Source organism: Enterococcus sp. DIV2467a, assembly GCF_050532945.1.
GTDB classification, from domain to species: domain Bacteria; phylum Bacillota; class Bacilli; order Lactobacillales; family Enterococcaceae; genus Enterococcus; species Enterococcus faecalis.
Genome location: NZ_CP172896.1, coordinates 735,375 through 760,926 on the forward strand (window position 1 = coordinate 735,375; position 25,552 = coordinate 760,926).

A 25,552-nucleotide genomic window follows, 5' to 3' on the forward strand; every position below is an offset into this window, starting at 1 on the left:
TAAGTGGCTGAAATACAATATTCAAGCGTAAAAAGAAAAGCAAGCCTGGGACAAAAATCACTTTGGATTTTTGTCCCAGGCTTGTACTATCAGAAGTTTGTTCTAGACGTTATTTATTGTGTTAATTCTAATAATTTATTTTTCAAATCTTCTTCCATATGGCCAAGTTCGATCTCGGCAGCTTGGCGTTTTTCTTTTCCTTCTTGTTGAATACGTAATGTTTCTTGGATAGTTTCAATTAAATCATTTTGTGTTTTTTGTAATGTTTCAATATCGACTAGGCCACGTTCGTTTTCTTTTGCTGTTTCAATTGCAGAAATTTTTAGCATTTCTGAATTTTTCTTCAGTAAGTCATTGGTGGTTTCAGAGACTTGACGTTGAGCAGTCACAGCATCTTTTTGACGGAGTAAGGTCAAGGCGATGACTACTTGGTTTTTCCATAACGGAATCGCCGTATTCACCGATGATTGAATTTTCTCAGCCAAAGCTTGGTTAGTATTTTGGATTAAACGAATTTGTGGGGCTTGTTGAATCGTAATTTGACGAGCCAAGCGTAAATCATGGGTTCTTTTTTCTAAACGGTCTAGGAATTGGTTATAATCATTAACAATTTGGACATCCATTTGATCTCCAGATTCTTCCGCTTTTTTCATGGCTTCAGGAATAATTTGCGTCCGTAGTTCTTCTGCTTTTAATTCCCCAGCGGCAATATAGATGTTTAAGGCATCAAAATAATCTTTATTTTTTTGATACAATTGATCTAACATGGCATTATCTTTTAAAAGACCATCTTTTTCATGGGTTAATTTGACAGCAATTTTGTCAATTTGCGCACCAATTTTTTGATATTTGGCGGTAATTTCGTAAACGGATTGTTTGACTTTACCTAACATTTTTTGAATAAAGTTGCCTTCGCCAGCACGTAATTCATTGGGATTGGCTTCATTTAAACGAAACATTAGATCGGTCAGTGAATCACCAACAGGACCAATGTCTTGTGCTTGAACGTGGTTTAACATCGCTTGCGAAAATTCGCCGAGTTTGATTTGGGCATTTGAACCATAGGTAATTACTGCTTGTGAATCTTGGACATCAATTTTTGAAGCTAACTCTTTTGCTTGGGCTTGACGTTCTTGTGGTAATTTATCAATTAAACGAGGAGCTGCTTGCTGTTCTTTTAACTCAGATAGTTCATTTTGTTGCGTTGGTGTTAGTTCATCCATTGATGAAAATGGATTACTTAATAAATCGTCCAATGTATTGGTTACAGATGTTGTTTCTTTGGGTTGTTGCTCAGTCATTTTTTTTCCTCCCTAATGATTATTGCTGGTCTTCGTTTACTTGAGGTGATTCCTCAGTTGCAGCTTTTTGCGACAAGCTGCTTTTAGCGATCGACATTTCGACATCTAAATCGTCTAAGTCATCGGAAACGATTTCCTCATAATCATTTTTAACTAATTTTGACAATTGGTCAATGATTTGTGCGCTTTCTTCTAATTTTTCATACGTTTGTTTGTTTTTTACTTCATGTTGTTCGATTTCTAAATGCTTACTTGTTAAGTCAACGATATTTGGTAAATGTGTATAGAGAAAGTGATTGGCTAAGTGTAACTTTTTAGGTTCTTTCACTAACTCTTTAAACAGAGCTTTAGAAACCTTCGTTGTATCATTACGTAAGTCAATCGCCCGTAATTTAGTTGAACGATTCATGTTTTCTTGTAATTGTATGATTTGTTTTTTGGCTGTGCTCATTGTACTTCTGAAAAAATCAATTTCTTGTGGAGATAACCCCAACTCACGATAATGGGCTTCTTTATCTTTTGTTAAGTAAGGCATTTGATCGCTCTTGTCGGCGGCATTTTTCTTTTTTCGATAGAGAACGAATACTAAAAAGCCTACCAGAATCACAAAAGCGAAGAAGCCATATTCTCTAGCGACAGCAATGATTAAGGCTCCTAAAAGAATATAGCCAATCAGTAATTTTGTATTTAATTTGTTCATTTATATAGTTCCTCCTATCTATCTAATCCTCGAAAGAGTCAGCTCTCGTTACAATAGTTATTTTAGCATACTCTGTGAGAGAAAAGACATACAGCGGAAGATGTATTTTATGATTTAGTGAAATCCTAAGAAAAAAAGTATAAAACGCAAAAAAAGACCCGTCCTAATTGGGGGTAGGACGGGAAAGGAGTTAAAAATGAAAAAGTGTTTTGTTAGGGTTGTTTGTTGGTATGCTTAAATAATACAAGGAAGTTGTGAATTTTTTATGTCTATTTTTTTTCGAAAATGTAATTTTTTTCTAAAGCAATAAATTTTTTTCTTTGAAAAGGGTTTAACTAGAGAAGAAGGGGTGCGATTTTTATCATTTTAGGGTATGATAAACAAGAAAGGTTGGTGAAAGATATGTTAAATTATGAGGACTTCGAAGAAAAAACACTTCAACGTCGAGAAATTTTTAAAGGAAAGATTATTGATGTTTTTTTGGATGACGTGGCTTTACCGACAGGCGGCACTGCTAAACGCGAATTGGTTTTTCATTCAGGCGCAGTAGCTATGATTCCGTTAACCGCAGAAGGAAAAATCGTCTTAGTTAAACAATTTAGAAAACCCTTGGAACAAGTAATTTTAGAAATTCCGGCGGGAAAAATTGATCCTGGAGAAGAAAATCAACTGAAAACGACGGCTATGCGGGAATTGGAAGAAGAAACTGGGTATCGTGCAGGTCAGCTCACCTACATAAATTCAATGTATCTGTCACCAGGATTTGCTAATGAAAAATTGGCTCTCTATTTGGCAACGGATTTGCAGAAAGTCGAAAATCCGCGTCCTCAAGATGAAGATGAAATCTTGGAACTTTACGAGCTAACAATAGCTGAAGCCAAAGCAGAGGTGGCAAAAGGCACGATTTGTGATGCCAAAACACTTTTTGCTATACAATACTGGGAATTGTATTTACTGCAGAGACAGTTTAAGGAGGACACGCAATGAGCAAAGGTCCGTTAGTCACTCGGACAGAGCTTCGCAAACGCAGAGAAGCAGAAGAAAAAGAAGCGGAACGTCGTCAGCAAGAAGAGCAGAAGCTGGCGGAAAAAGCGTATAAGCGAAAAGAAAAAGAAATTTCGACGTTTTATCGTAAAGAAAAGAAAAAACAAAAACCGATCAACAAGTCACGAGTAGGAGAATACTCGAAGCGTCGAGAACGGAGTACTTGGTTAAACAAGGCAATTATTATTGTAGCGATTTTATTAGCCGTTGTGGCGTATATCGTTTTGAATTTATAGAAAAGAGGAATCACTATGAAAATTGGAATTATTGGAGCAATGGATCAAGAGGTCAAAATTCTAAAAGAAAAATTGACAGACACGATGTCATGGGAACGAGCAGGCGCTTTATTTGTTTCTGGTTCGTTAGGAAGACATGAGGTGATTGTGGTTCGTTCAGGAATTGGTAAAGTGGCCTCAGCTGTGACCACGACTTTATTGATTCATCAATATGGCGTAAATATGGTGATTAATACAGGTTCTGCTGGTGGTATCGGTGAAGGACTAAAAGTCGGCGATTTAGTCATTGCAGACAAATTAGCTTACTTTGATGTTGATGTCACTGGTTTTGGTTATGCCTATGGACAATTGCCTGGTGGTGTGCCTTTGTATTTTGAAACAAGTGAATACTTGCGGATGGAAATTGCGAAAGCTGCTGAAAAAACTGGTTTAGCTATTCGTAAAGGATTGATTGTTACTGGAGATACTTTTGTGGATAGCGCTGAGAAAATCGCCAAAATTAAGAAAGAGTTTCCTGAAGCCTTAGCTTGCGAAATGGAAGGCGCAGCAATTGGCCAAGCCGCTTCACAGTTCAATATTCCATTCTTAGTTGTACGGGCAATGAGTGATACAGCAGATGGCGAAGCAACTCAAAGCTTTGACGAATTCATCGATGAAGCTGGGAAAAAATCAGCCGAAATGGTTATTCATTTTGTCGAGAACTTAGTTTAAAAAGAGAAAGAAACAGCCGTCATTTCATCAATGAAATGATGGCTGTTTCTTTTTGCTTGTTGTCATTTAATGAAAGGTTTTTAAATACTGTTCTTTTTGTTTGCGCGTTAATTTTTTAAAGGCGGCTTCGGCTTTGGTGGCCTCGCTACGTGTTTCAAATTTCTCTGTATGAATCATTTTGACTGGCCGTCGTTTGGCTAACCGTGTATATTTTGCACCAGTTCCGCTATTATGTTCGGTTAATCGACGTTCTGGCTCAGTTGTATAGCCACCGTAAAAGGAACCATCTTGGCAAAGTAAAACATAAAAATAATGGGATTTCTTATTCTCCATACAGCATAGCCTTCATTTCAGCTTCGTATTCGTTCTTTTCATTGTATGTAAAAAGAGGTGGTAACACACGAAAACCGTCTTTTTTGCCTTGTTTAATGCCTTCAATTAGTAAAACATTGGCTTCTTTGCCTGGCTTCGGATAAACAAACCGAGCTTTTTTCGGCGCAATATTGGCGTTTTCCATGGCATGTAAAATATCCAGGAAACGATCAGGACGATGAACCATTGCGAGGCGACCATTTGTTTTTAATAAATCCGCCGACACAGTGACCACTTCTTGAAGAGACGTGTGAATTTCATGACGGGCAATCGCTAAGTGCGGGTTTGGATTTTTTTGGCTAGTTGGTCGTTCTTTAAAGTATGGGGGATTACATAGTACTAAATCCACAGAATCTTTTTTGATGACTTCTGTCGCTTGTTTTAAATCACGTTCATACATCGTTACTTGTTTTTCCAATTTATTTAATAGAATACTTCGTTGACCCATATCTGCCAAACGAGGTTGTAATTCGATTTGGTCGATCTTTGCAGCTGTTTTCCGACTAACGAAGAGGCCGACCGCGCCATTGCCAGCACACAAATCGACAATCTTGCCTTTTTTTGGTAGTTGCGGAAAATTAGCCAATAAGACTGCATCAATGGAAAAAGAAAAGACTTCTTTGCTTTGAATAATTTGAATATCATCCGCATATAATTGATCAATCCGTTCGCCGGATAATAACATAGATTAAGAACCTCCAACTTTTCATCTGATTGTTCATGTATTATACTACTTTTAAACCCGTATGACAAAATCTGTTCCCTAGATTAGTAGGAACATGTTATTTCTCTGATTGATAGACGTAAAAAAAGCTTGTCAAAAGGTAGAGCTTTCGGCATACTAGAAAGCGGAGAGAAGAAAGGAAGAAAATTATGTTTTTTACATTTATGCGTGGCGTGGTTCGCGTCATTTTATTTGTGATTAATGGAAATGCACATTATGAAAATAAAGAAAAATTACCAAAAGACCAAAACTATGTCTTAGTTGCGCCGCATCGAACATGGTGGGAACCGCTGTATTTAGCTGTTGCTGGCAGTCCTAAGAAGTTTAGTTTTATGGCAAAAAAAGAGTTGTTTAAAAATCCTGTTTTACGTTTCATTTTAAAACATGCGAATGCGTTTCCAGTGGATCGTGAGAAGCCCGGTCCCAGCGCGATTAAAACACCTGTCAAAATTTTAAAAAATTCTGATTTAAGTTTGATTATGTTCCCCAGTGGCACGCGTCATTCCTCAGAATTAAAAGGTGGGGTAGCCTTGATTGCTAAAATGGGGCGAGTACCTATCGTGCCATCTGTTTATCAAGGTCCGTTAACTTTAAAAGAGTTGTTTAAACGTAAAAAAGTAACGGTTCGTTTTGGGGAGCCAATCGATATTAGCGATATTAAAAAAATGGATAAAGACGGTTTAGCTGAAGTAGAACGTCGGATGCAAGAAGCATTTGATCAGTTAGATAAAGAAATTGATCCAACTTTTAAATATGAATCAACAGAAAAAGAATAAAACAAACCGCTACAGAATAGGAATGTTACTGGCAGGTAGTCTCATCAAAAGATGATGCTCCCTGTCTTTTTTCTTGCGTTAAGAAAAAAGTTTGTTAAAAATCTAATTCTTCTGTCCGATTTTCTTAAAAAATACCAGAAATTTGTTATAATAATAAGAAGGACTTTTTTAGGCGGTGAAAAAATGAAATTTTTACATACAGCAGATTGGCATATTGGCAAAAAATTACATGGTTTTGATTTGTTGGCAGAACAAAGGGAAGCCTTTAAACAAATCTTAGCAATTGCGAAAGAAGAGCAAGTGGATGCTGTTGTGATCGCTGGAGATTTGTATGATCGCTCTGTTCCAGCAGTTGAAGCAGTCGAGATTTTTAATGAAATGATGATTCAAATGAATCTCAAAGAGCATTTCCCCGTGTTAGCTATTTCGGGAAACCATGATAGCAGTACTCGTTTAGAAACAGGAGGCCCTTGGTTTAACCAAACGCAATTTCATTTGAATACGCGTTTAGAACAAGCCTTTCAACCAATTGAAATCGACAATACGCAATTTTATTTGTTGCCTTATTTTGAACCGATTGCGGCTCGCTTATATTTTGAAGATGAAACGATTCGAACGATTCAGGCGGCGATGGAAAAAGTTGTCGCGAAAATGCAAGAATCTTTTCTCCCCAACAAAAAACAAGTGTTAGTTAGTCATTTTTTTGTCGCTGGCAGTGAAAAAACTGATTCTGAAACAAAATTAACAGTGGGTGGTTTGGATGTTGTACCGACGGCTTTGTTAGAGCCTTTTGATTATGTCGCGTTGGGCCACTTACATGGAAAAAATGCGTTGCAGGCACCTAATGCTCGATACAGTGGCTCGCCTGTAAAATTTTCTTTATCAGAAATGACACAAGAAAAGGGTGTTTGGCTTGTTGAAACAGAAGCTGAAGTTCATTTTCAATTCCGTGCTTTGAAACCATTGCGAGACATTCAACAATTGACGGGCTCGTTTCAGCAGTTAACGGATCCCGCTTTTTATCAAGAAGTGAATCGGGAAAATTATTTACATGTCCAATTAACCGACCGAGCGATCATTCCCAACATGATGAATCAATTGCGAAAAATTTACCCCAAAATTATTGGGTTGGAACGTTTGAATGGTCGAGAAACAAGCAACGGAAATCAGAAAAAAGTGGTACAAATAGAACAACGTTCACCAGAAGAACATCTGCATGACTTTTTTAACGATGTGACAGGAGAGGCCCTGACAGAACAACAAGCACAATGGGTCCAAGAAGAACTGAGTACACTTAATCAATTAGAAAGAGGGAAGTAATAGGATGAAACCATTATCTTTAACATTGAAAAACTTCGGACCGTATATTAATGAAACCATTGATTTTACGAAGTTTGAAGATTCTTCACTTTTTCTAATTAGTGGAAAAACAGGGTCTGGGAAAACAACGATTTTTGATGGAATGAGCTATGCTTTGTTTGGTGAAAGTTCTGGGAAATTACGTTTAGGCAAAGAAATGCGTTCCACATTTGCTGACCCCTCAGAAGCCACTGAAGTTACTTTGCTTTTTAAACATAACGAGTATCTCTATGAACTGAACCGCCTTCCCGAACAAGAACTTTTTAAAAAACGTGGCACAGGAGTCCGTAAACAAAGTGCCAAAATTTCTTTAATTGTCAAAGATGCTCAAGGGAAAGAACTACGAGCCTATTCTAAAAGACGTGAAGTGGACGAACTCATTCAAGAATTATTACATTTGAATGCCAATCAATTTGCTCAAATTGTATTGTTACCACAAGGAGAGTTTCGGACTTTTTTAATTGCTAAAAGTGATGAAAAAGAAAAGGTTTTGCGTAATTTATTCGGAACAGAATTGTATCAGTTGTTCAGCGAAAATTTAAAAGAACGCTTAAAAATTGTCAATCAAGAAATTCAAGAAACCCAGCAAAAAATTGAACTGAAAACAGAACAGTTGCATTGGTCAGAAGAACCTGAACCGACAATGACACTTTTTGAAAAACTTCAATTATTAGAAAGCCAACAACAAGAGGCTCAGCAACAACTATTAGTTGAAAGAGAACAAATTGCAACCTTAAAACAAGCCAAACAAGCAAAAGAGCAAGTTCGTTATGCTATTGAAGAACGACAAAACTTGCAACAGCAAAAAGAAGAATTACTGGAAAAGAAAGCAAAACAAGCTGAACAGGAAACCGTCATTGAGCGGTTAAAGGAACAGATTCAGCAATTAAAATGGAGCCAAAAACAGCAATCTTTAGCTGAAAAAGTCTTTGAAAAACGAAGCGAAAAACAACAAAAAGAGCAAGAAACAAAGTCCAAACAACAAGCTCTTATGGAAACGCAACAAGCATTGACAGATTGGCAAGCAATCATGAGTGAGTTGGAAGAACAACAACCATTGATTGCTGAAAAACAAGAACGTCTTCAAACGATTCAACGTCAATTACCACAATACCAAGAATATGAACAGTTAGCCCAACAACAAATAGCAGAACAAGCCAATTATCAAGCCATTCAAAAAGAGTATGAATCTTGCCAACAGGAAAAAACAACATTAGCGGATAAAGTGGCGACAGCCAAACAATTTATTGAACAAGAAGGAACACTTGAAAAAGCAAATTTTGAATGTTCTAGTGTAGCAGATCATTGGCAAAATTTTGTAGAACGTTGGCAAAAAAATCAAAAAGCTTGGCAAAAAATTAGTCAAAACCAAGGGGAATTGCACGAGTTGACACAACGGTTTGCAGTTGAACAGCAACAAAAAAGCGCCGAAGAAGCGAAGTTGCAGACAAAGAAAAGTCAATGGGCCTCTTTACAAATCCAACGATTAAGCTTGTTACTTGAAGAGGGGGAACCTTGCCCAGTTTGTGGCTCTTTAGAACATCCAAAACAACAAACTCATCAAGAAGTTTCCTTAGAAGAGATTGATCAAGCGGAACGGGAATTAACGGAAGTTGAAAAAACGGTTCAACGATTTACTGAAACGCTCTCTGCATTAGGGGCGGAAAAGCAACAGAAAGAAAGCCAATTACAAGAACAGGAAGCTGCGTATACTGAGGAACAAGAACAATTAGCAGCGCAGTTTGCTGACTTGCAGTTGCCGTTAACAGGACTAACTTTTTCACAAGTAACACCTGCAGAAATTGCGGAAGTTGAGTCGCAATTAGCTAAAGAAAAACAACAAATAGCACAAAAACTAACGGAAATTTCAGTCGAAAAGGACCGTCTGGCGGAACTAGAAGAACAAGTAGCTGAAAATTCTCAACGCTTTGAAGTGCTCCGACAACAAGTAGAAACAATGCAACAAAGTCTGGAAAGAATCACTATCCAGCAGCAAATGATTGCTAGCCAATTATTGGATGCAACCGTCACATACGAAGAAATGACCAAACAACAAGCTTTGCTTCAAGAAGAACTCTCTGCATTTGAACGTCAAAAAGAAAACGTGACGACACAAGGAGAAACCTTGAAGAAAGAAGAAATGATCCTTGAAAGTACGTTGACGCATTTGGAGAAAGAACAACAAACACTTCAACAAACAGTCGCACAACTTGAGAGTCAGTTAAAGGCAGTTTTAACGGAACAAGGCGTGACAGAGGACCAATTGACGGAGTGGTTGAAAGAGGTACCGACACTAGAAAGTCAGCAAGAACAAATTGCTTTATTTGAACAAGAGCAAACCCAACTGACTATCCAACTCGCTGAAATTGAAAAAAAATTATCTAGTGATACGTTCCCAGAATTATCTTTAATCACCACAGAAATTGAACAAATAACACAACAAATTGAAGAACAAGAAAAAAAATACTATCAACTGCATGAAAAAATGCTGAACAACCAACAGTTGGTTCAAGAAATTAATGCGCAAAGAACAACAATTGAAGACAAGTTTGAGGAAGTTGCTGCACTACAACAGTTGGCAGATACGGTGAATGGCAATAATCCTAAAAAAATTAGTTTTGAACGGTATATGTTACAAACGTATTTAGAAAGAGTGCTGACAGTCGCTAATCAGCGTTTAGACCGCCTGACCAATAGTCGTTATCAATTTGAATTGAATCACGAAGCAGGTAGTTATCGGAATCAAACGGGGCTAGAAATCAATATTTATGATGACAATTCAGGGACGGTGCGCAGCGCTCACACGTTATCAGGCGGGGAAAGTTTTACAGCAGCGTTAGCTTTGGCACTTTCTTTAGCAGAAGTGATTCAAGAACAAGCAGGCGGAGTCTTAATTGATGCGTTGTTTATTGATGAAGGCTTTGGTTCCTTAGATGAAGAAGCATTGGAAATGGCAATGGAGGCGTTAGAAACGATTGAAAATGAAGGCCGCATGATTGGGATTATTAGTCATATTGGCGAATTAAAAGCACGAATTCCACAACAATTACAAATAAAAAGCAATGGGAATGGTCAAAGTACCGTTCACTATCAGCTAGCTTAGTAGAAGAGGAGGTGAGTCGATGAAATGGAGTATTCCAGAGCGAATCGTTGAACAAGGGCGCGAATATATGCAAGAAGGCCGGGTCTTATCTATCGTTCAAAATCCAGAAAAAAGGATCTGGTTGTCTGAGGTTTTAGGGGAAGAACTTTATCTTGTTGAATTGGATGGTACCGCCAAAGAACAAGATGTTTGTGAATGTCAATATTGGATGGAACATGGCTATTGCAAGCATACAGTGGCAGTTGAACTGGCACTGAAACAACGAGGCGTGTCAAGAATTATTCAAGCAAATCAAACAGTCAGTTTTGAGAAAACAAATCGATCAACAGCTGAAATGTTTACCAAAGGCTTTGCCAAATTAAGCAAAGCTTCTGCCGAAGTTCCCTTGCAGCCTTTACGTTTAGAATTTCATTTAGATGTGATCGAAACGAATAGTTACTATCCAGAATTATCAACGATTGGTCTTTCTTTAAAAATTGGTTTGGAAGGCACCAAACCTAAAACATATATTGTGAAAAATATTGGTGATTTTTTACAAGCATATGAAAAAGAAATGACCTTTATGGTGAATAAACAACACCAATTTACTTTGCTACATGATTCTTTTTCAATGGAGATTCAAGAAATTTTAACAGAACTTGCGGCAATTTATCATACCAGCCAATTATTAGGTGCAAACGGTATTCAAGTTAAAGGGAAAATCGACAAACGTTATCTATTATTACCAATTGATCGCAGTCAATCGTTAGTTGAAAAAATGAATCGAACGGGTCAGTTTATATTGACCAATCAAACTCATAAGTATCGCTATCTAACGTTCAAAGAAACCAGTTTGCCACTTACGTTTACAGTCCAAAAAACCGAGGAACAAAGCTTCAAATTAACTATTCAGAATCCTATTACAACGTTTCTAGCCCACTATCACTGGGCGATTGCGGATCAAACGGTTTATTTACTAACAGAAGAGCAGGAAGCCATCTACACCACGTTACTTCAATTAATGAAACGCTTGGAAGAGCCGTCAATTATTTATGAAAAAGAAACAGTTTCTGATTTATTTAGTGAAGTGTTACCATTATTGGAAAAAATTGGTCGAGTGTCTGTTGAAGAATCAGTTGAAGAATTAGTCGTCCATCATCCTTTAAAAGCAGTCTTTATTTTTAAGAAAATTAAAGGTCGGATTAACGCTCGGATTGACTATCACTATGGAGAAGTCATTTTCTCGACAAACCCGAAATATGCTCAATTACCTGAAGTCAATCAAGAAATCGTTCGAGATAAAGCAAAAGAAACAGCAATTAAGCAGCAATTTCAACAGTTTGCCTATCAGCAAACAACCACAGGCTTTGAAAAGGTCTTACCTGCTGGAGAGTCCTTGTATTATTTCTTTAAAGCCGAAGTTCCAGCTTTCCGTCAATTAGGAGAAGTTCGGATGGGACGGAAATTACGGGAATTGTATTTAGATGCCCAGCATCATCAGCCAACGATTGAAGTTGCGGAAGGGGATTCTTGGTTAGATATTCGGTTTGATGTCACTGGCATTGATGAAACCGAAATTGATGCAGTATTGACTAGTCTGCTACGTAATGATGCTTTTTATACGTTAAAAAGTGGTGAAATTCTTGCTTTTGATTCAGAGGAATTTTTCCATACAAGTGCAATTTTAACGAAGCTGCGAAAAAATATGCATCAAGAAGACAATGTCATTCATGTGCCCAAAAACCAAGGCCTCATGATCGAAAGTTTATTAGAAGACAACGAGCGGGCACATTTTTCAGATTCCTTTAAAAAAATGGTCACGGATTTAACGCATCCAGAAAACTTTGAAGCGCAAGTCCCCAAAACCTTACAAGCAACGTTACGCCATTACCAAGAAACAGGGTATAAATGGCTGAAAATGCTTAGCCATTATCAATTTGGCGGTATTTTAGCTGATGAAATGGGTTTAGGGAAGACACTGCAAACCATTACCTATTTACTTTCGGAAAAAGAAGAAGAGCGCTTGAAAGGGACAGCTTTGATTGTCGCTCCTGCAAGTTTAACCTATAACTGGTTAGCCGAAGTCAAACGTTTTGCGCCAACCTTAAATGTTCAAGTGGTTTCTGGCAATCGCCAAGAACGAGCAGCGCTTTTACAAAATAGCACCGAAGATATTCTGATTACTTCTTATGCAAGTATGCGACAAGATGTTCAGCTTTATCAGGAAATGAGTGTCGGCTATTTGATTCTAGATGAGGCTCAAATGGTTAAAAATAGTGGGACTAAAACGGCGCAAGCCTTAAAAAGTTTAAAAGTACCGCAACGTTTTGCATTAAGTGGCACACCAATTGAAAATAATTTAGATGAACTGTGGTCAATTTTCCAAATGATCTTACCGGGATTGTTCCCAAGCAAAAAAGCCTTTCGAGAAATTAAGCCGGAAGAAATTGCCAAAATGATTCAACCATTCATTTTACGACGAGACAAGAAAACGGTGCTTGCAGACTTACCAGAAAAAATTGAAAATAATATGTACAGTGTCTTAACAGAAGAACAAAAAACGGTTTATTTGGCCTATCTAAAACAAATGCAAGCAGATGTTAGTCAAATGGATCAGGCGACCTTCAAGAAAAATCGCATGAGTATTTTAGCAGGCTTGACCCGTTTACGACAAATCTGTTGCGATCCGCGTTTGTTTATTGAGGATTACACGGGAGGTTCTGGCAAAGTGGAACAAGTCAAAGACTTTTTAGTGGCTGCCAAAGAAAACAATCGTCGTGTCCTATTATTTTCTCAGTTCACAAGTATGCTTTCTATCTTAGAAAAAGAATTGAATGAATTAGGCTTAGAGACGTTTTATTTACGAGGAAGTACGAAGCCTCAAGATCGGTTAACGATGGCGAATGCCTTCAATGAAGGAGAAAAAGATGTCTTCTTAATTTCATTGAAAGCAGGGGGAACCGGACTAAATTTAACTGGTGCAGATACAGTTATTTTATACGATTTATGGTGGAATCCCGCAGTCGAAGAACAAGCGGCTGGTCGGGCGCACCGCATGGGACAAAAAAAAGTTGTTGAAGTGTGGCGGATGATTGCAGAAGGAACGGTTGAAGAAAAAATGAATTCCTTACAGCAAGAGAAACGCGAGCTGTTCCAAAAAGTGATTCAAGGAAATGAAGAGCAATTAGCGAAAATGACGGAAGAAGATATTCGCACAATTTTAAGCATTGGAGAATAGCCGTTCAACTTAGTTGCTACCTTATTTAAAGAGAAATGGAGTAATTCGTTTGAAACAAAAAGAATATATGGAATATCGGCCGCTAGGTGAAGAAATTGAACGGATTCGTAAAGGGAAAAATATTCCTCTGCGTGTCTTTGATGAAAATGGTGTTTCTAGTCGAAGTTATCAACGCTTTGTCCAAGGAAATAGTGAATTGCGTATTTCGGATTTAGCCATTATTGTCGAAATCTTGTCTATTTCACCGATGGAAATGACAGAAAAATTAACGCCAATGTCCAAAACAGTTTTAGCTAAGGAGCAGTTTAATCAAGCAATCTTTAGTAAAAATTTTCAAGAAAGTAGTCGAATCGTTGCAGATTATCGGGCGTATTATGAGAAATCGTCTTTTGCTTTAGGAAAGCAAGAAGTAATGTATTCGATGTTGGCGTTGGAATATCTTTTTAACCCTCAAACGGTTGTGACAAAAGAGGAAATTATTGCATTAGAAAATCAGATTCTGGAACGATTAATTAATGCCGATGTGTATACTATTTTTAATTTGAAATTTTTAGCATTACAAAAAAACGTTGGCTTGCAGCCGTTTCCAACTTCGTTACTTTTTCGTGTACTACAATCTGTCAATGAGCGGGAAATTATTGATATTCGCTCACTAGAAATTATCGAGCAAGTAATTATTGATTTTTTATTTGCGGCGATTGTCAGCCAAAATGTTCCCCATATTCTTCATGTATTAAGCATGTTTAAAGAATATGAAGTGGGTGAAAATAACTGGCGAATGATCCTCTGGAAAAAAATAGCAGAAAAAATAGAAATGATTTTAACCAATGAAGAAATATTCGCAGATTGGTCAATCTTTAAAGAACAAATCCTTTTATCTATCACATTGTTTTTACCAAAAGCCAAACAAGAATTTTTTGCTGGGCAATTGGAAAAAATAGAGGATAGTTTAAAAGAAATAAAAGAAAACTAGGCATAATTGAGAATTTGTCATAATACATTCTGGTTGTGTTTAGCGACAAAGAGCGCCAAATAGGGGTATAAAACCCTATTTGGCGCTCTTTGTCTTGTCTATACAAATTAATTTGGACAGTTTGTCGTAATTGAACCCATTTTCAGTTGATATTCACTATAATTAAGAAAATATCAGGAGGTGAAGTTTATGAAAAAAATGTGCATCTCCGCAGTTAGTGCCTTACTTTTGGGTAATAGTTTGCTACTTCCTGTAACAACTTTCGCCGAAACGACCGAAACAATCGCATCCTCCAGTGAAGAAAATGTTTCATCTGTTTCAGAAGAAAAGATTCCAGAAACTTCATCGGCAGAAGAGCAAAATTCAGCAACCAGTAGTTCGGAGATTCCCCAATCAGAAGAGTTAACGACTGTTGAAACAAGTGAAGAGCCGCCAAATGAAGCACTAGCGATAACGGAAGCACAACTGATGATGCCCCAATTATACGCAGGTGCTGTCTTAGATAAAGCGACGCCTATCAGTACACTATTTCCTGATCCAGCCTTTGCGGAAAATATCAGAAAACAGTTAAGCAAATCTCGGACCTCTAATACTGTCACCCAAGCAGAATTGGATAAACTGAATAAAGTTATTTTAGAAAATGTCGTTGTTTCTAATGTGGAAGGAGTTCAATACCTAAGAAACTTAGAAGAATTATCTTTTCAAGATTCGCTCAATGTAACAGATTTGAGTCCTTTTGCTAAAGGTGAATTTAAGCTATTACGTTTTTTATATATGAGAAACAATAAAATAGCTGATCTTAGTCCGTTAGGTCAAGCAGGATTAATTAGTTTAGAAGGCTTGTATGTTGAGAACAATCAATTAACTACATTAAATGGACTTGAAGGAATGCCTGCTTTAAAAAATTTAAGTATCCAAAATACGACAGATCATCCGTCAAAAATCACGCCGAATAATCGAGTGACTTCCTTCGACCCGCTTCGTTCTCTTCGTAATTTAGAAACCATTTGGGCTGCCAATAATCAGATTGCTACTTTAGATGGGCTTACGGAAGCAAATAACCTACTCCGTCTTTATGTGGAAAATAATCAATTAAAAACAATTGCGCCCTTGGCGAATAAACAACGTCTAGAAGAGTTGAGTATTATGAATCAAACGATTGCTAGTCTGGAAGCTTTAAGCACTGTTCCTAATCTGCGTGTACTGTATGCAAGAAACAATCAAATTTCTTCCTTGGCACCGTTAGAGAAAACACTCAATCTAACAGTTTTAGATGTGGGAGAAAATCAAATTTCAGATATCAGTCCGTTAAAAGGCTTAACGGCCATTACAGGGCTAGATGTATCTAATCAAATGATTATCTTATCTTCTGTCGATTATATTGCTGGGAAACCACTGCAATTAAAAAATAAGGTGGTATCTCGTGATGGTCAACTATTTCCACCGCTGACGATTAGCCCTTATGGAAGTTACGATGCCACAAAAGGACTGTTTGAATGGAATTTACCCAAAGCTCATGAAGGCGTTTCTTATATCTGGGAATCAACAGATAAAGCATACTTAGGGAACTTTTCTGGAACAGTCGTCCAACCTGTCAAAGAAGTTTTCTTAAGTGAAACGAAACTATCTTGGTCAAAAGAGCGTATAGAAAAGTCGATGGAAAAAACAATCGATATTGATGACTTTCAAAAAACAGCCCTGCCTTTTTATTGGCAAGATGTCGATGCTGGGAATAGATTACAATTTATTGTCAAAAAAGAGGGTCAAGAAATCCAGAAATTAGCAGATGAAACAACCACTAATTCTAAAACATTTAAGGAAAAAGCCTTGTTATTACCAGAACTAACTTATGGAAAACAGCAGTTGGTCGTGGAAGTCTATGATAAAGGCTACAAGATTGACGAATTAGCGCTAACAGTCACTGTGGTTGGCTCTGTCAGGTTCAAAACGGTACCCACAGCGATTTCCTTTGGGAATGAGCTGCAAATCGCTAGTAGCACGACCCAATATCCAATTGTTTCCATGGATCAACCATTAGTGATACGGGATACTCGTCAAACAGGGAATAATTGGTCGCTTGCACTAACCGTTACTTCTGATTTCAAATCTGAATCAGGTGCTACGTTGCCGAATATTTTAAAATTTAGAACCAACCATCGCTTACAGGACATTCCAGAAGGCCAATCGATTCTTGTTCACAACCAAGTCAATGGACATCAAGAAACAAATATTTCTGATCAATGGAAAGAAAATGACCAAGAGTTGTTATTATCTGTTCCTGGAGGGATGGCCAAAGCAGAAGAATACGAAGCAAAACTAACTTGGCACTTGATGGACGTACCTGATGGCAGTGCAAAATAGGGGGTGAGTCTTATCAAAAAAATAGTTAGCGGTGTATTGCTATTAGGATTGATTTCATCAGTTGATGTATTTGCTGAAACAAATGCCTATCCGACAAATGCAGAAGTTTCTTTTTATGGCGAGTATGAACCACCAGCCAACAAAGAAAAACCAGATGGTAAGATACCACAGCGTTTCCCCAAGCAGTCGGAAGCAATACCAGCAGTGAGTGGAGAATCATTGAAGCATTCAACAAGTAAAACGGTTGATCAAAAAGGCTCAGGCTTCTTACCTCGAACTGGTACTAAACAGCAACAAATGTTTAATTATCTCGGAATAATAGTCATCTTTATGGCTAGTTTTATTTTAAAAAAAAGAAAGAAGGAACAATAAAATGAAAAAAATTATCTTATCAACAATCCCCGCTATCACTTTAGGCGTGGCTATTGCACCAGAAGTGAATGCAGAAGAAAAAAACTATGAATCAAATGCCATCGTAGAATTTACGCCGGATACCTCTATCAACAAACCAGTCGATCCAGTGAATCCAGATACCGAAAAACCTGTTGAACCCTTTGACCCAACGACACCAGACACAGGCAATAAGCCAAATGAAGGAACAACTGGTCCACTAAGTATCGATTATGCTTCTAGTTTAGACTTTGGCAAAAATAAAATTTCAAATAAAGATGAAAAATATTATGCAAATCCACAATACTTTTTCTTGGCAGACGGTTCTGGTCCTGATTTGACTAATCCTAAACCAAATTATGTACAAATTTCCGACAAACGCGGAACGAATGCCGGTTGGGCCTTAACAGTTAAACAAGAAACACAATTAACAGCGACAAAAGAAACATTAAATAAAGTTTTAGACGGTTCAGAAATTAAATTAAGTCAAAACAAAGCAGTGTCTAATTCCAAAGCAGTCACACCAACTGCGCATGAAGTAACTTTAGTAGCTGGCGATTCATCAAATGTGATGTCTGCCGCTGAAGGTCAAGGTTCTGGAACTTGGCTTAGTGCGTTCGGTGGGATTGAAAAAGTGGAAGTTGACGGTGAAAGCGTAGATAAAAATACAGCGATCACATTAACTGTACCAGGAGCAACACCAAAAGATGCTGTTCAATACAAAACTGTTTTAACATGGACAATCGCTGATTTACCAAGCGTATAATTATTGAAACTATAACAATAGAAGAGAAGGAGCACTAACATGAAAAAAATGACCATCGCAAGCAGCTTAATTTTAGCAACCATCGCGGTAGGCACACTACCAGTTCAAGCAGAGGAAGTGGCTAATCGCGACACAGATGCTATTGTAAAATTTAAAGCACCAGATGAAAAAGATCCTAACAGCAAAAATCCTGTAGTGGATCCAGAAGACAAAGACGGCAAAGATCCTGTGACACCTATCGACCCAGTAAATCCTGACAAACCAGTTGATGAAGGTTCTACAGGCCCCTTAACCTTGGACTATGCTTCAAGTTTAAACTTTGGTGAAAATATCATCAGCACAAAAGATGAAATCTATTTTGCATCAGCACAAGTTTTAAAAGATAAAAATAATGTTGAAAAAACGGGTCCATTATTTGCTCAAATTACAGATAATCGTGGAACTTTAGAAGGCTGGACTTTATCTGCAAAACAAAATTCTGCATTTACTTCTGCTACAAAAGGTCAGACGCTTGAAGGAACTGAAATTGTCTTTCAAAATGCTTCAGCTGTGACAGCAGGACAAAGCGCTGCACCAACAAGTTTAGCGAGCGTAACTTTTGGTACAGTTGGTGAAAGTCATAACGTGATGGTAGCCGCAACAGATCAAGGTGCTGGGAAATGGTCATACTTATACGGCAATGCTAGTTCAATTGCTGAAGTTGACGGCCGTCAAGTAATGAAAGATGTTCAATTAAAAGTGCCAGGTAAATCAGTTAAATTAAACGATGCCTACAAAACAACAATTACTTGGACATTAGCTAATACGCCAGTATAAAAAGAACCTTTTTGGAGAAAGGAAGAGGGGAACTCAGCCTTTCTCCTTTACATAGAAATGGAGTGTAGAGCGAAATGAAAAATAGATATTTTATTCTGATGATCCTAAGTTTTTATTTCTTTGCTTTTGGGATTGAAACCTCAGCAGCAGAATTACGATTTAGTGTTGAAACAGAAATTCCAGAAAACCAAATAGATAAAACAAAAACATATTTTGATTTAATGATGAAACCAGACCAAGAACAAATTTTGAAAGTTCGAGCGGCCAATAGTACAGATGAAAATTTAGTGATTGATGTTAGTGTGAAGTCGGCCACAACAAACAGCAACGGAGTGATTGAATATGGTGAGTCGTTGACAGCATTAGATAAATCTGCACCAGCAGATTTATCAGAAATCATTCAACTGAAAGACGGCGGTGAGAGTGTTGAATTGCCTGCTAAAAGTGAAAAAGTAGTTGAATTGCGAGTGAAGATGCCTAAAGAAGAGTTTTCAGGGCAACTAGCGGGCGGGATCACGTTTAGTGAAAAAGTCGATGAAACGAAAGACAAGCAAAAAGCAAATACAAACGGCCTAGCAATTGAAAATCGCTATGCCTATACAGTAGCTGTTTTACTTCGAGAAAATGAAACAGTTGTACAACCAGAATTGTCTTTAGAGAAAGTTGAACCGACGCAAAGAAATGCGCGCCGTGTTATTTCTGCAACACTGTTAAACCATGAAGCAGCCTATCTTCAATCAATGAAAGTAACGGCAAATGTTAAAAATAAGAAAACAAATAACGTTATTTTAGAGAAAGAACAAGAAGATATGCAAATGGCGCCCAATTCAATTTTTAATTTCCCTATTCCTTATGAAGAAAATGAAATGGAAGCTGGGACGTATGTATTGGCAATGACTGTGGAAGGCTCAGGAAAAAAATGGCAATTTACGAAAGAATTTACGATCTCAAAAGAGGAAGCAGAAACATTTAATGAGAAAGATGTAACCGTCAAAAAAACGGAATCTAAACTTATTTATCTCTTAATCGGTTTATTGATCCTTTTACTGATAATCTGCCTGTTCATCATTTTACGTCTGAAAAAACAAAAAAATAAATAAAAAAAAGCCGTTCTTCAATTTGAAGTTTAGCGACCCCAAAAAGTTAGACTTTTTATAGAGTGGATTTTTCCACTCTATTTTTATGCAGTTTTTTGATTGAATTGTCGAAATTCTACTGGGCTTTTCCAGTTAAGTTTTTCCTTGATTCGGTGATGATTGTAATAATAAATGTAGTTCTCAATTGCTTCTATCAATTCATTTTGACTTTGATAGATTTTTCCATAATACACTTCTTGTTTTAGGATACTGAAGAAATTCTCCATAGGAGAATTATCTAAACAGGTTCCTTTTCGAGACATACTTTGAAAGATATTGTTGTCCTTTAATGTTTGTATATAGACATTCATTTGATAAGCCCAGCCTTGATCAGAGTGAAAGGTGCGCCGATAGGGACAATCATTTGTTTGAGAAATTGCTTCTTTCAGACCTTCCATAACTGTTTTACCATTTGGTTGAGTAGAAAGGCTATAGCTTAGAATTTCACTATTATACATATCCATAAATGGATCTAAGTATAGTTTTTTCTGACGAAAGATGCCTGCGTTATCTGCTTCAAAGTACTTAAATTCAGTTGTATCAGTTGTAATTTTTTGATGAGGAACAGAGGTTTTAAATCGGCGACGAATCAAATTTTTAGCGATTTTACCAACGATTCCTTTATAGGAATTATATTTTCTGGATTTCTTAGTAAAAGCTTTGACTTGTAACTTTAACTTTTGTATTAATCGCTGGACTTTCTTTTTATTCACTTGAAATCCACGTCGTTTCAATTCTTGGGTTATCCTTCTATAGCCATAATGTTGATGTTTTTTACGAATCGCTTGAATTTCTTCTTCAATGATTTGTGTTGAAGCTGTTCTGTCGAGGCGTTTTTGCCAGTACATGTAAGTAGATTTTGGAAACCTTAGGGTTTCCAAAATATCTTTTAATCGAAAGTGTCTTCGGAGACTGTGAATGATTCGTGCGATTCGTTCATTTTTTGTTCGTCCTCTAAACGCAGTCTCCTCAATTCTTTTAAATAGGCATTCTCAATTTTTAACATTCTATTTTCTTTTTCTAGTTTCTCTACTTGAGATCGTTCACTTGGTAGTGGTTGGGGTTCATTTCGTTTCTTTTTAGACATGGTAGGTGGACGTCCTTTCTGTTTAGAGAGTCCCTCTATACCAAACTTCTGATACGTTCTAAGCCAATTCGCAATCAATGATGGATTGCGAATTTTTAGAAGATTAGCTACTTCTTGATAGGACAACTCTGTTGTTAAATATAACTCTATCGCATCTAGCTTAAATTGAACAGAGTAATTCTTATTTTTTCGACTGCGAAGTAGGCCTTCTTCACCAAGTTCTTTATAGGCATTTATCCATTTGCTTATTTGAGAACTATCTTTAAACCCATACTTCTTTGCGAGAAACCTTAGACCTCCTTGACCAGATAAGTAGTCATGAACAAGTTTAAGTTTAAATTCAAAACTGTATTTTGCCATACAAAAAAACCTCCAAAAGTTAGATTTCTAGGTCTAACTTTTGGGGGTCGGCTCAAAGAGCGGCTTTTTTTAAAGATTAAATAATTTCTCCACAGTCGGACAAAGTTCAGTGAAACAAGTGACTTCTGCAAGGTGTGATGCAGGTTGGCAACTTGGTAGTTCACGAGAGCGGTGGTTAAACCAAAGAGAATGCCAGCCACCATTACGTGCGCCTACAATATCATTGTCATAACTATCACCAACATATAAAGTATGTTCAGGTTCCATACAAAATTGATTACAGGCTAAATCAAAAATTTCCTTTTCAGGTTTTTGAAAACCCGTACTTTGAGAAATAATGATATTTTGGCTTGGAACCCATTTTTCAAGATTCAATTGTTTAACTTTTTTAAATTGATGGTCTGTTGGACCATTTGTAATAATCCCCATCGGAATTTCTTTCTCTTGTAAAGTATCAAGAAGCTTAGTAACTTCTGGATGCATCGTAATATTATCCAATTCTTCTTCATAAACTTGTTGGAAAATTTTTCCTTCTTCTTGTGAAATTCCTGGATAGTTTAGATCCTTTAATGTTTCATTCATCCGGAAAAACCGCATGAAATCTAGGGACCATTCATTGGCTAAAACTTTCGGAAACGTTTCATCGCTGTGGTGTCTAAAACGAAGATACAATTCATGCATATCCTCTGTCGCAACGTTTGGGAAAATTTTAGTCATCGCATTTCGAAAGGGTTGTTGCTGATCGTACAGCGTGTCATCAACATCAAAAACAATGGTTCTCATTTAACAAGTGCACCTCTTAACTTTTTTACAAAACTTTTCATATGTTATATTGTAGCCGATATTTTCACAAATAAATAGAGTATTTTTCACTGTATTTCAAGGTTTTGTACAGAAATCAAAGCCTTGCGGGAAAAGACAATTATAGTTATTTTTACCGAAAAAATGGAAACGATAAATGAAAAAATATTCTGATAATGAAAAGTTTGTGAAAATGATTTTGAGTCAAAGTTACTTAAATAACACGTGTTCTGATAGAAGTTAGAATTTTGCAAGAGACAGTCTTTTTCCGTATAATGAATGAGAATGAAGGGGGAGAGTTAGGGAGTTATGTTAAAGCGTTTTTTTGGGTATTATCGGCCTTATCGTCGATTATTTATTTTGGATTTTGGGTGTGCCGTTTTTGCGGGGCTGTTAGAGTTGGCTTTTCCAGTAGCAGTCAACCAAGTAATTGATAAGATTATGCCAAAAGGAGATTTTCGCCTCATTGCATTAGCTAGTGCGGGCTTATTTGCATTTTATATAATCAATACGTTTTTACAATTTATTGTGGTTTATTTTGGTCATATGTTAGGCGTGAATATTGAAACAGATATGCGTGAAGAATTATATCAACATCTTCAAACACAACCGTTTGAGTATTATGATAATCAAAAAACAGGGAAATTAATGAGCCGTTTGACCACTGATCTTTTTGAAATTTCGGAAGTGGCGCATCATGGTCCAGAAGACGTCTTTATTACGATTATGACGTTAGCAGGTTCTTTTCTATTAATGTTAACCATTCACGTGAAATTAGCCATCGCTACGTTTATTTTATTGCCATTTATCACGATTGCGCTAGGCTATTTTAATAAAAAAATGACAAAAGCGAATACGGATATTTACGATAATTTAGGTGAATTTAATGCTGGGATTGAAGCGTCAGTAAGTGGGATACGTGTCACGCAATCTTTTGCAAATGAACCATTTGAACGAAAACAGTTTAATTATTTAAATCAAATGTATCGAAAATCGAAATTATATTTTTATAAGGTGATGGGTGTCAGTTCCGCCTATAATTACTTATTAATTCGTCTGATAAATTTATTTTCATTAATTTTTGGTGCGTATTATACAATTAAAGGAGAAATTACAGAAGGCCAGTTTGTAGGATTTATTTTATTAGCCAATATTTTTATTCGGCCGATTGAAAAAGTCAACAATATGATTGAAAGTTATCCCAAAGGATTTGCTGGTTTTAAACGTTTTACGGAAGAAATGGACAAACAACCGTCCATCAAAGATTTGCCAGGAGCTGTTGCTGTTTCGCATTTAGAAGGAACGATTACCTATAAAGATGTTTCATTTGCTTATGAAGATGGCACAAAAGTTTTAGACCATATCAATTTAAAAATTCAACCTGGCGAAACCGTTGCTTTCGTTGGACAAAGTGGTTCAGGAAAAACGACCTTGTGTAATCTGTTGCCTCGTTTTTATGAAGTCAGTAGTGGTGAAATTACGATCGATGGTAGAAATGTCCAGCAAATGACCTTGGCTTCATTACGTAAGCAGATTGGAATCGTTCAACAAGATGTGTTTTTATTCCCTGGAACATTACGAGAAAACATTGCTTATGGGAATTTAAACGCTACAGAAATGGACATTCAACAAGCGGTGAAATTAGCACATTTAGAACATGTAATTCAGCTAATGCCAGATGGCTTGGACACAATTATTGGCGAACGTGGCGTGAAATTATCGGGCGGTCAAAAGCAGCGAGTGGCAATTGCGCGAATGTTCTTGAAGAACCCGCCGATTTTAATTCTAGATGAAGCGACTTCTGCATTAGATACAGAAACAGAGCAAGTGATTCAAGAGTCATTAAACTCGTTAGCTGACGGGCGAACAACATTAATTATTGCCCACAGACTGGCAACGATTAAACATGCTGATCGAATAATCGTAGTGAGTGACCAAGGAATTTTAGAAGATGGAACACATGAAACTTTGTACGCGCAAAGAGGTCACTATCGTCGCTTGTACGATGCTCAATTTAGATCATAAAAAACCCGCGAATAAAACTTCGCGGGTTTTTATTATGTTTAGTTAGCGCCGAACTTTTCTTCCCAAACCAACAGCATTTTTCATTCGTTGAAGTGTTTTGTTGGCTACCTGGCGAGCGTTTTCTGCACCCTCATCTAAAATCATATCTAATTCTTCTGAAGCTAGAAGTTCTTGGTAGCGCACTTGAATAGGTTCTAATAAGGCAACTACTGCTTCTGCTAAATCTGCTTTGAAGTCTCCATAGCCTTTGCCTTCGTATGCTTGAACAAGTTCCTCAACAGTTTGACCTGTCGCAGCAGAATAAATATTTAGTAAGTTAGTAATACCAGGCTTTTCTTCTTTATTATATTCAATTACACCAGTTGAATCAGTTACAGCAGAGCGGATTTTTTTGCGAATCACTGCTGGCTCATCAAGCATTGAAATAAAGCCCTTCACATTTGTATCGGACTTACTCATCTTTTTCGTTGGTTCTTGTAAGCTCATAATTCGACTACCTTGCTCAGCGATTTTTACTTCAGGCATCGTTAAAATTTCTTGATTTTTTTGGGCGTAACGTTTGTTGAAGCGTTCCACAAAATCACGTGTTAATTCTAAGTGTTGTTTTTGATCATCTCCGACTGGCACTAAGTCAGCGTTGTACAACACGATATCACCAACCATTAATGGAGGGTATGTTAAAAGACCAGCGCTTACGCCAGCACGACCATTTTTTTGCGATTTATCTTTAAATTGTGTCATTCGCTCTAACTCACCAATAGAAGTATTGCACTGAATGATCCAACCAGCTTCTGCATGGGCACTCACTTCAGACTGTATGAAAATTGTTGCTTTTTGTGGGTCTAAACCAACCGCTAGGTAAAGAGCTGCTAAACTACGAATTTGCTGGCGTAGCTTTTGCGGTTCTTGGGGAACGGTAATGGCATGTTCATCCACAATACAAAAATAACAATTGTATTCATTTTGTAATTCGATAAATTGTTTCATTGCACCAATGTAATTTCCGATTGTCGGAGTACCACTGGGCTGAATACCAGAAAAAATTGTTTTCATTAAATAACCACCTGACTTTAGACTTAAGATAGTGAATAGTTCTATTATACATTTTATTAGAAAAAAATACATGGGAACTTCTTGAAAAGTCACCAAGAGAAGTAAATTATAACAGCAACCATGAAAATAGAAAACTGTATTACTTTTTTACAGAATCATAACGAATATCCATAAAATTTTATAAAAATTAACCCTAATTTTACACGGATGTAATGAAGGAAAAATAAACAAAGTTAATAAA

General features: G+C 37.0%; 20 protein-coding genes and 1 pseudogene. 14 read left to right on the plus strand and 7 right to left on the minus strand.

The genetic code is table 11. The annotated features are described in order from the left end of the window. Positions 1-113 precede the first annotated feature (113 nt). Positions 114-1,301: a toxic anion resistance protein gene (locus IGL80_RS03510; protein ID WP_002356447.1), complete on the minus strand. Its 1,188-nt coding sequence runs from the start codon at positions 1,299-1,301 to the stop codon at positions 114-116. 19 nt (positions 1,302-1,320) lie between these two features. After that, positions 1,321-2,001, minus strand: coding sequence for a 5-bromo-4-chloroindolyl phosphate hydrolysis family protein (locus IGL80_RS03515; RefSeq protein WP_002356448.1), 681 nt, complete (start codon positions 1,999-2,001; stop codon positions 1,321-1,323). 402 nt (positions 2,002-2,403) lie between these two features. Here IGL80_RS03515 and IGL80_RS03520 point away from each other — a divergent pair, with 402 nt between their 5' ends. Genes IGL80_RS03520 through IGL80_RS03530 form a run of 3 tightly spaced genes read left to right on the plus strand, consistent with a single transcriptional unit; the run spans position 2,404 to position 3,992 of the window. Next, entirely contained in the window at positions 2,404-2,988 is a 585-nt protein-coding gene (locus IGL80_RS03520) for an NUDIX domain-containing protein (protein WP_002359471.1), read from the plus strand. Next, a complete protein-coding gene (gene macP / locus IGL80_RS03525; RefSeq protein WP_002356451.1) occupies positions 2,985-3,281 on the plus strand; it encodes a cell wall synthase accessory phosphoprotein MacP in 297 nt (98 codons plus the stop codon). The genes IGL80_RS03520 and macP overlap by 4 nt, the downstream gene beginning before the upstream one ends. A 15-nt stretch (positions 3,282-3,296) precedes the next feature. Next, positions 3,297-3,992, plus strand: a complete 696-nt coding sequence (locus IGL80_RS03530) for a 5'-methylthioadenosine/adenosylhomocysteine nucleosidase (RefSeq protein WP_002356454.1) — start codon at positions 3,297-3,299, stop codon at positions 3,990-3,992. 66 nt (positions 3,993-4,058) lie between these two features. Here IGL80_RS03530 and IGL80_RS03535 read toward each other — a convergent pair whose 3' ends face one another. Further along, complete coding sequence (locus IGL80_RS03535; protein ID WP_002359473.1) at positions 4,059-4,325, minus strand: GIY-YIG nuclease family protein; 267 nt, start codon at positions 4,323-4,325, stop codon at positions 4,059-4,061. Further along, entirely contained in the window at positions 4,315-5,049 is a 735-nt protein-coding gene (locus tag IGL80_RS03540; RefSeq protein ID WP_002356457.1) for a tRNA1(Val) (adenine(37)-N6)-methyltransferase, read from the minus strand. Before IGL80_RS03540 ends, IGL80_RS03535 begins: the two co-directional genes overlap by 11 nt. Before the next feature lie 188 nt (positions 5,050-5,237). On the opposite strand from IGL80_RS03540, the gene IGL80_RS03545 reads away from it, so the two are divergent. From IGL80_RS03545 to elrE, 10 genes are all read left to right on the plus strand, one after another. Continuing rightward, a complete protein-coding gene (locus IGL80_RS03545) occupies positions 5,238-5,864 on the plus strand; it encodes a lysophospholipid acyltransferase family protein (protein WP_002356461.1) in 627 nt (208 codons plus the stop codon). A 51-nt stretch (positions 5,865-5,915) separates the two neighbouring features. Next, positions 5,916-7,184 carry an exonuclease SbcCD subunit D gene (locus IGL80_RS03550; protein ID WP_002402242.1) on the plus strand — a complete coding sequence of 423 codons (1,269 nt, stop codon included), beginning with the start codon at positions 5,916-5,918 and terminating at the stop codon, positions 7,182-7,184. 4 nt (positions 7,185-7,188) lie between these two features. Then, the gene (locus IGL80_RS03555) at positions 7,189-10,326 is read left to right on the plus strand and encodes an AAA family ATPase (protein WP_002404428.1); all 3,138 of its coding nucleotides are present in this window, start codon (positions 7,189-7,191) and stop codon (positions 10,324-10,326) included. 19 nt (positions 10,327-10,345) lie between these two features. Next, complete coding sequence (locus IGL80_RS03560; RefSeq protein ID WP_085366629.1) at positions 10,346-13,543, plus strand: DEAD/DEAH box helicase; 3,198 nt, start codon at positions 10,346-10,348, stop codon at positions 13,541-13,543. 67 nt (positions 13,544-13,610) lie between these two features. Further along, entirely contained in the window at positions 13,611-14,516 is a 906-nt protein-coding gene (gene elrR / locus IGL80_RS03565) for an Rgg family transcriptional regulator ElrR (RefSeq protein WP_002385708.1), read from the plus strand. A gap of 189 nt (positions 14,517-14,705) precedes the next feature. After that, on the plus strand, positions 14,706-16,877 hold the full coding sequence (elrA, locus tag IGL80_RS03570; protein ID WP_002404430.1) for an enterococcal leucine-rich protein ElrA: 2,172 nt from the start codon (positions 14,706-14,708) through the stop codon (positions 16,875-16,877). Positions 16,878-16,880: 3 nt separating this feature from the next. Then, positions 16,881-17,249 carry an LPXTG anchor domain-containing protein ElrB gene (elrB, locus tag IGL80_RS03575; RefSeq protein WP_002356469.1) on the plus strand — a complete coding sequence of 123 codons (369 nt, stop codon included), beginning with the start codon at positions 16,881-16,883 and terminating at the stop codon, positions 17,247-17,249. Position 17,250: 1 nt separating this feature from the next. Beyond that, positions 17,251-18,033 carry a WxL domain-containing protein ElrC gene (gene elrC / locus IGL80_RS03580; protein WP_002362540.1) on the plus strand — a complete coding sequence of 261 codons (783 nt, stop codon included), beginning with the start codon at positions 17,251-17,253 and terminating at the stop codon, positions 18,031-18,033. Positions 18,034-18,072: 39 nt separating this feature from the next. Next, positions 18,073-18,849, plus strand: coding sequence for a WxL domain-containing protein ElrD (gene elrD / locus IGL80_RS03585; RefSeq protein WP_002362542.1), 777 nt, complete (start codon positions 18,073-18,075; stop codon positions 18,847-18,849). Between the two features lie 74 nt (positions 18,850-18,923). Beyond that, positions 18,924-19,949 (plus strand): transmembrane protein ElrE, encoded by a 1,026-nt coding sequence (gene elrE / locus IGL80_RS03590; RefSeq protein WP_002359482.1) that lies wholly within the window; start codon positions 18,924-18,926, stop codon positions 19,947-19,949. A gap of 80 nt (positions 19,950-20,029) precedes the next feature. Here the strand turns inward: elrE and IGL80_RS03595 are convergent. Next, positions 20,030-21,432, minus strand: a pseudogene (locus tag IGL80_RS03595) (IS3 family transposase). A gap of 69 nt (positions 21,433-21,501) precedes the next feature. Beyond that, on the minus strand, positions 21,502-22,215 hold the full coding sequence (locus tag IGL80_RS03600) for an HAD family hydrolase (protein WP_002356474.1): 714 nt from the start codon (positions 22,213-22,215) through the stop codon (positions 21,502-21,504). 327 nt (positions 22,216-22,542) lie between these two features. On the opposite strand from IGL80_RS03600, the gene IGL80_RS03605 reads away from it, so the two are divergent. Next, entirely contained in the window at positions 22,543-24,258 is a 1,716-nt protein-coding gene (locus tag IGL80_RS03605) for an ABC transporter ATP-binding protein (RefSeq protein WP_010784316.1), read from the plus strand. 42 nt (positions 24,259-24,300) lie between these two features. Here IGL80_RS03605 and trpS read toward each other — a convergent pair whose 3' ends face one another. Beyond that, positions 24,301-25,311 carry a tryptophan--tRNA ligase gene (trpS, locus tag IGL80_RS03610; protein WP_002359559.1) on the minus strand — a complete coding sequence of 337 codons (1,011 nt, stop codon included), beginning with the start codon at positions 25,309-25,311 and terminating at the stop codon, positions 24,301-24,303. Positions 25,312-25,552 lie beyond the last annotated feature (241 nt).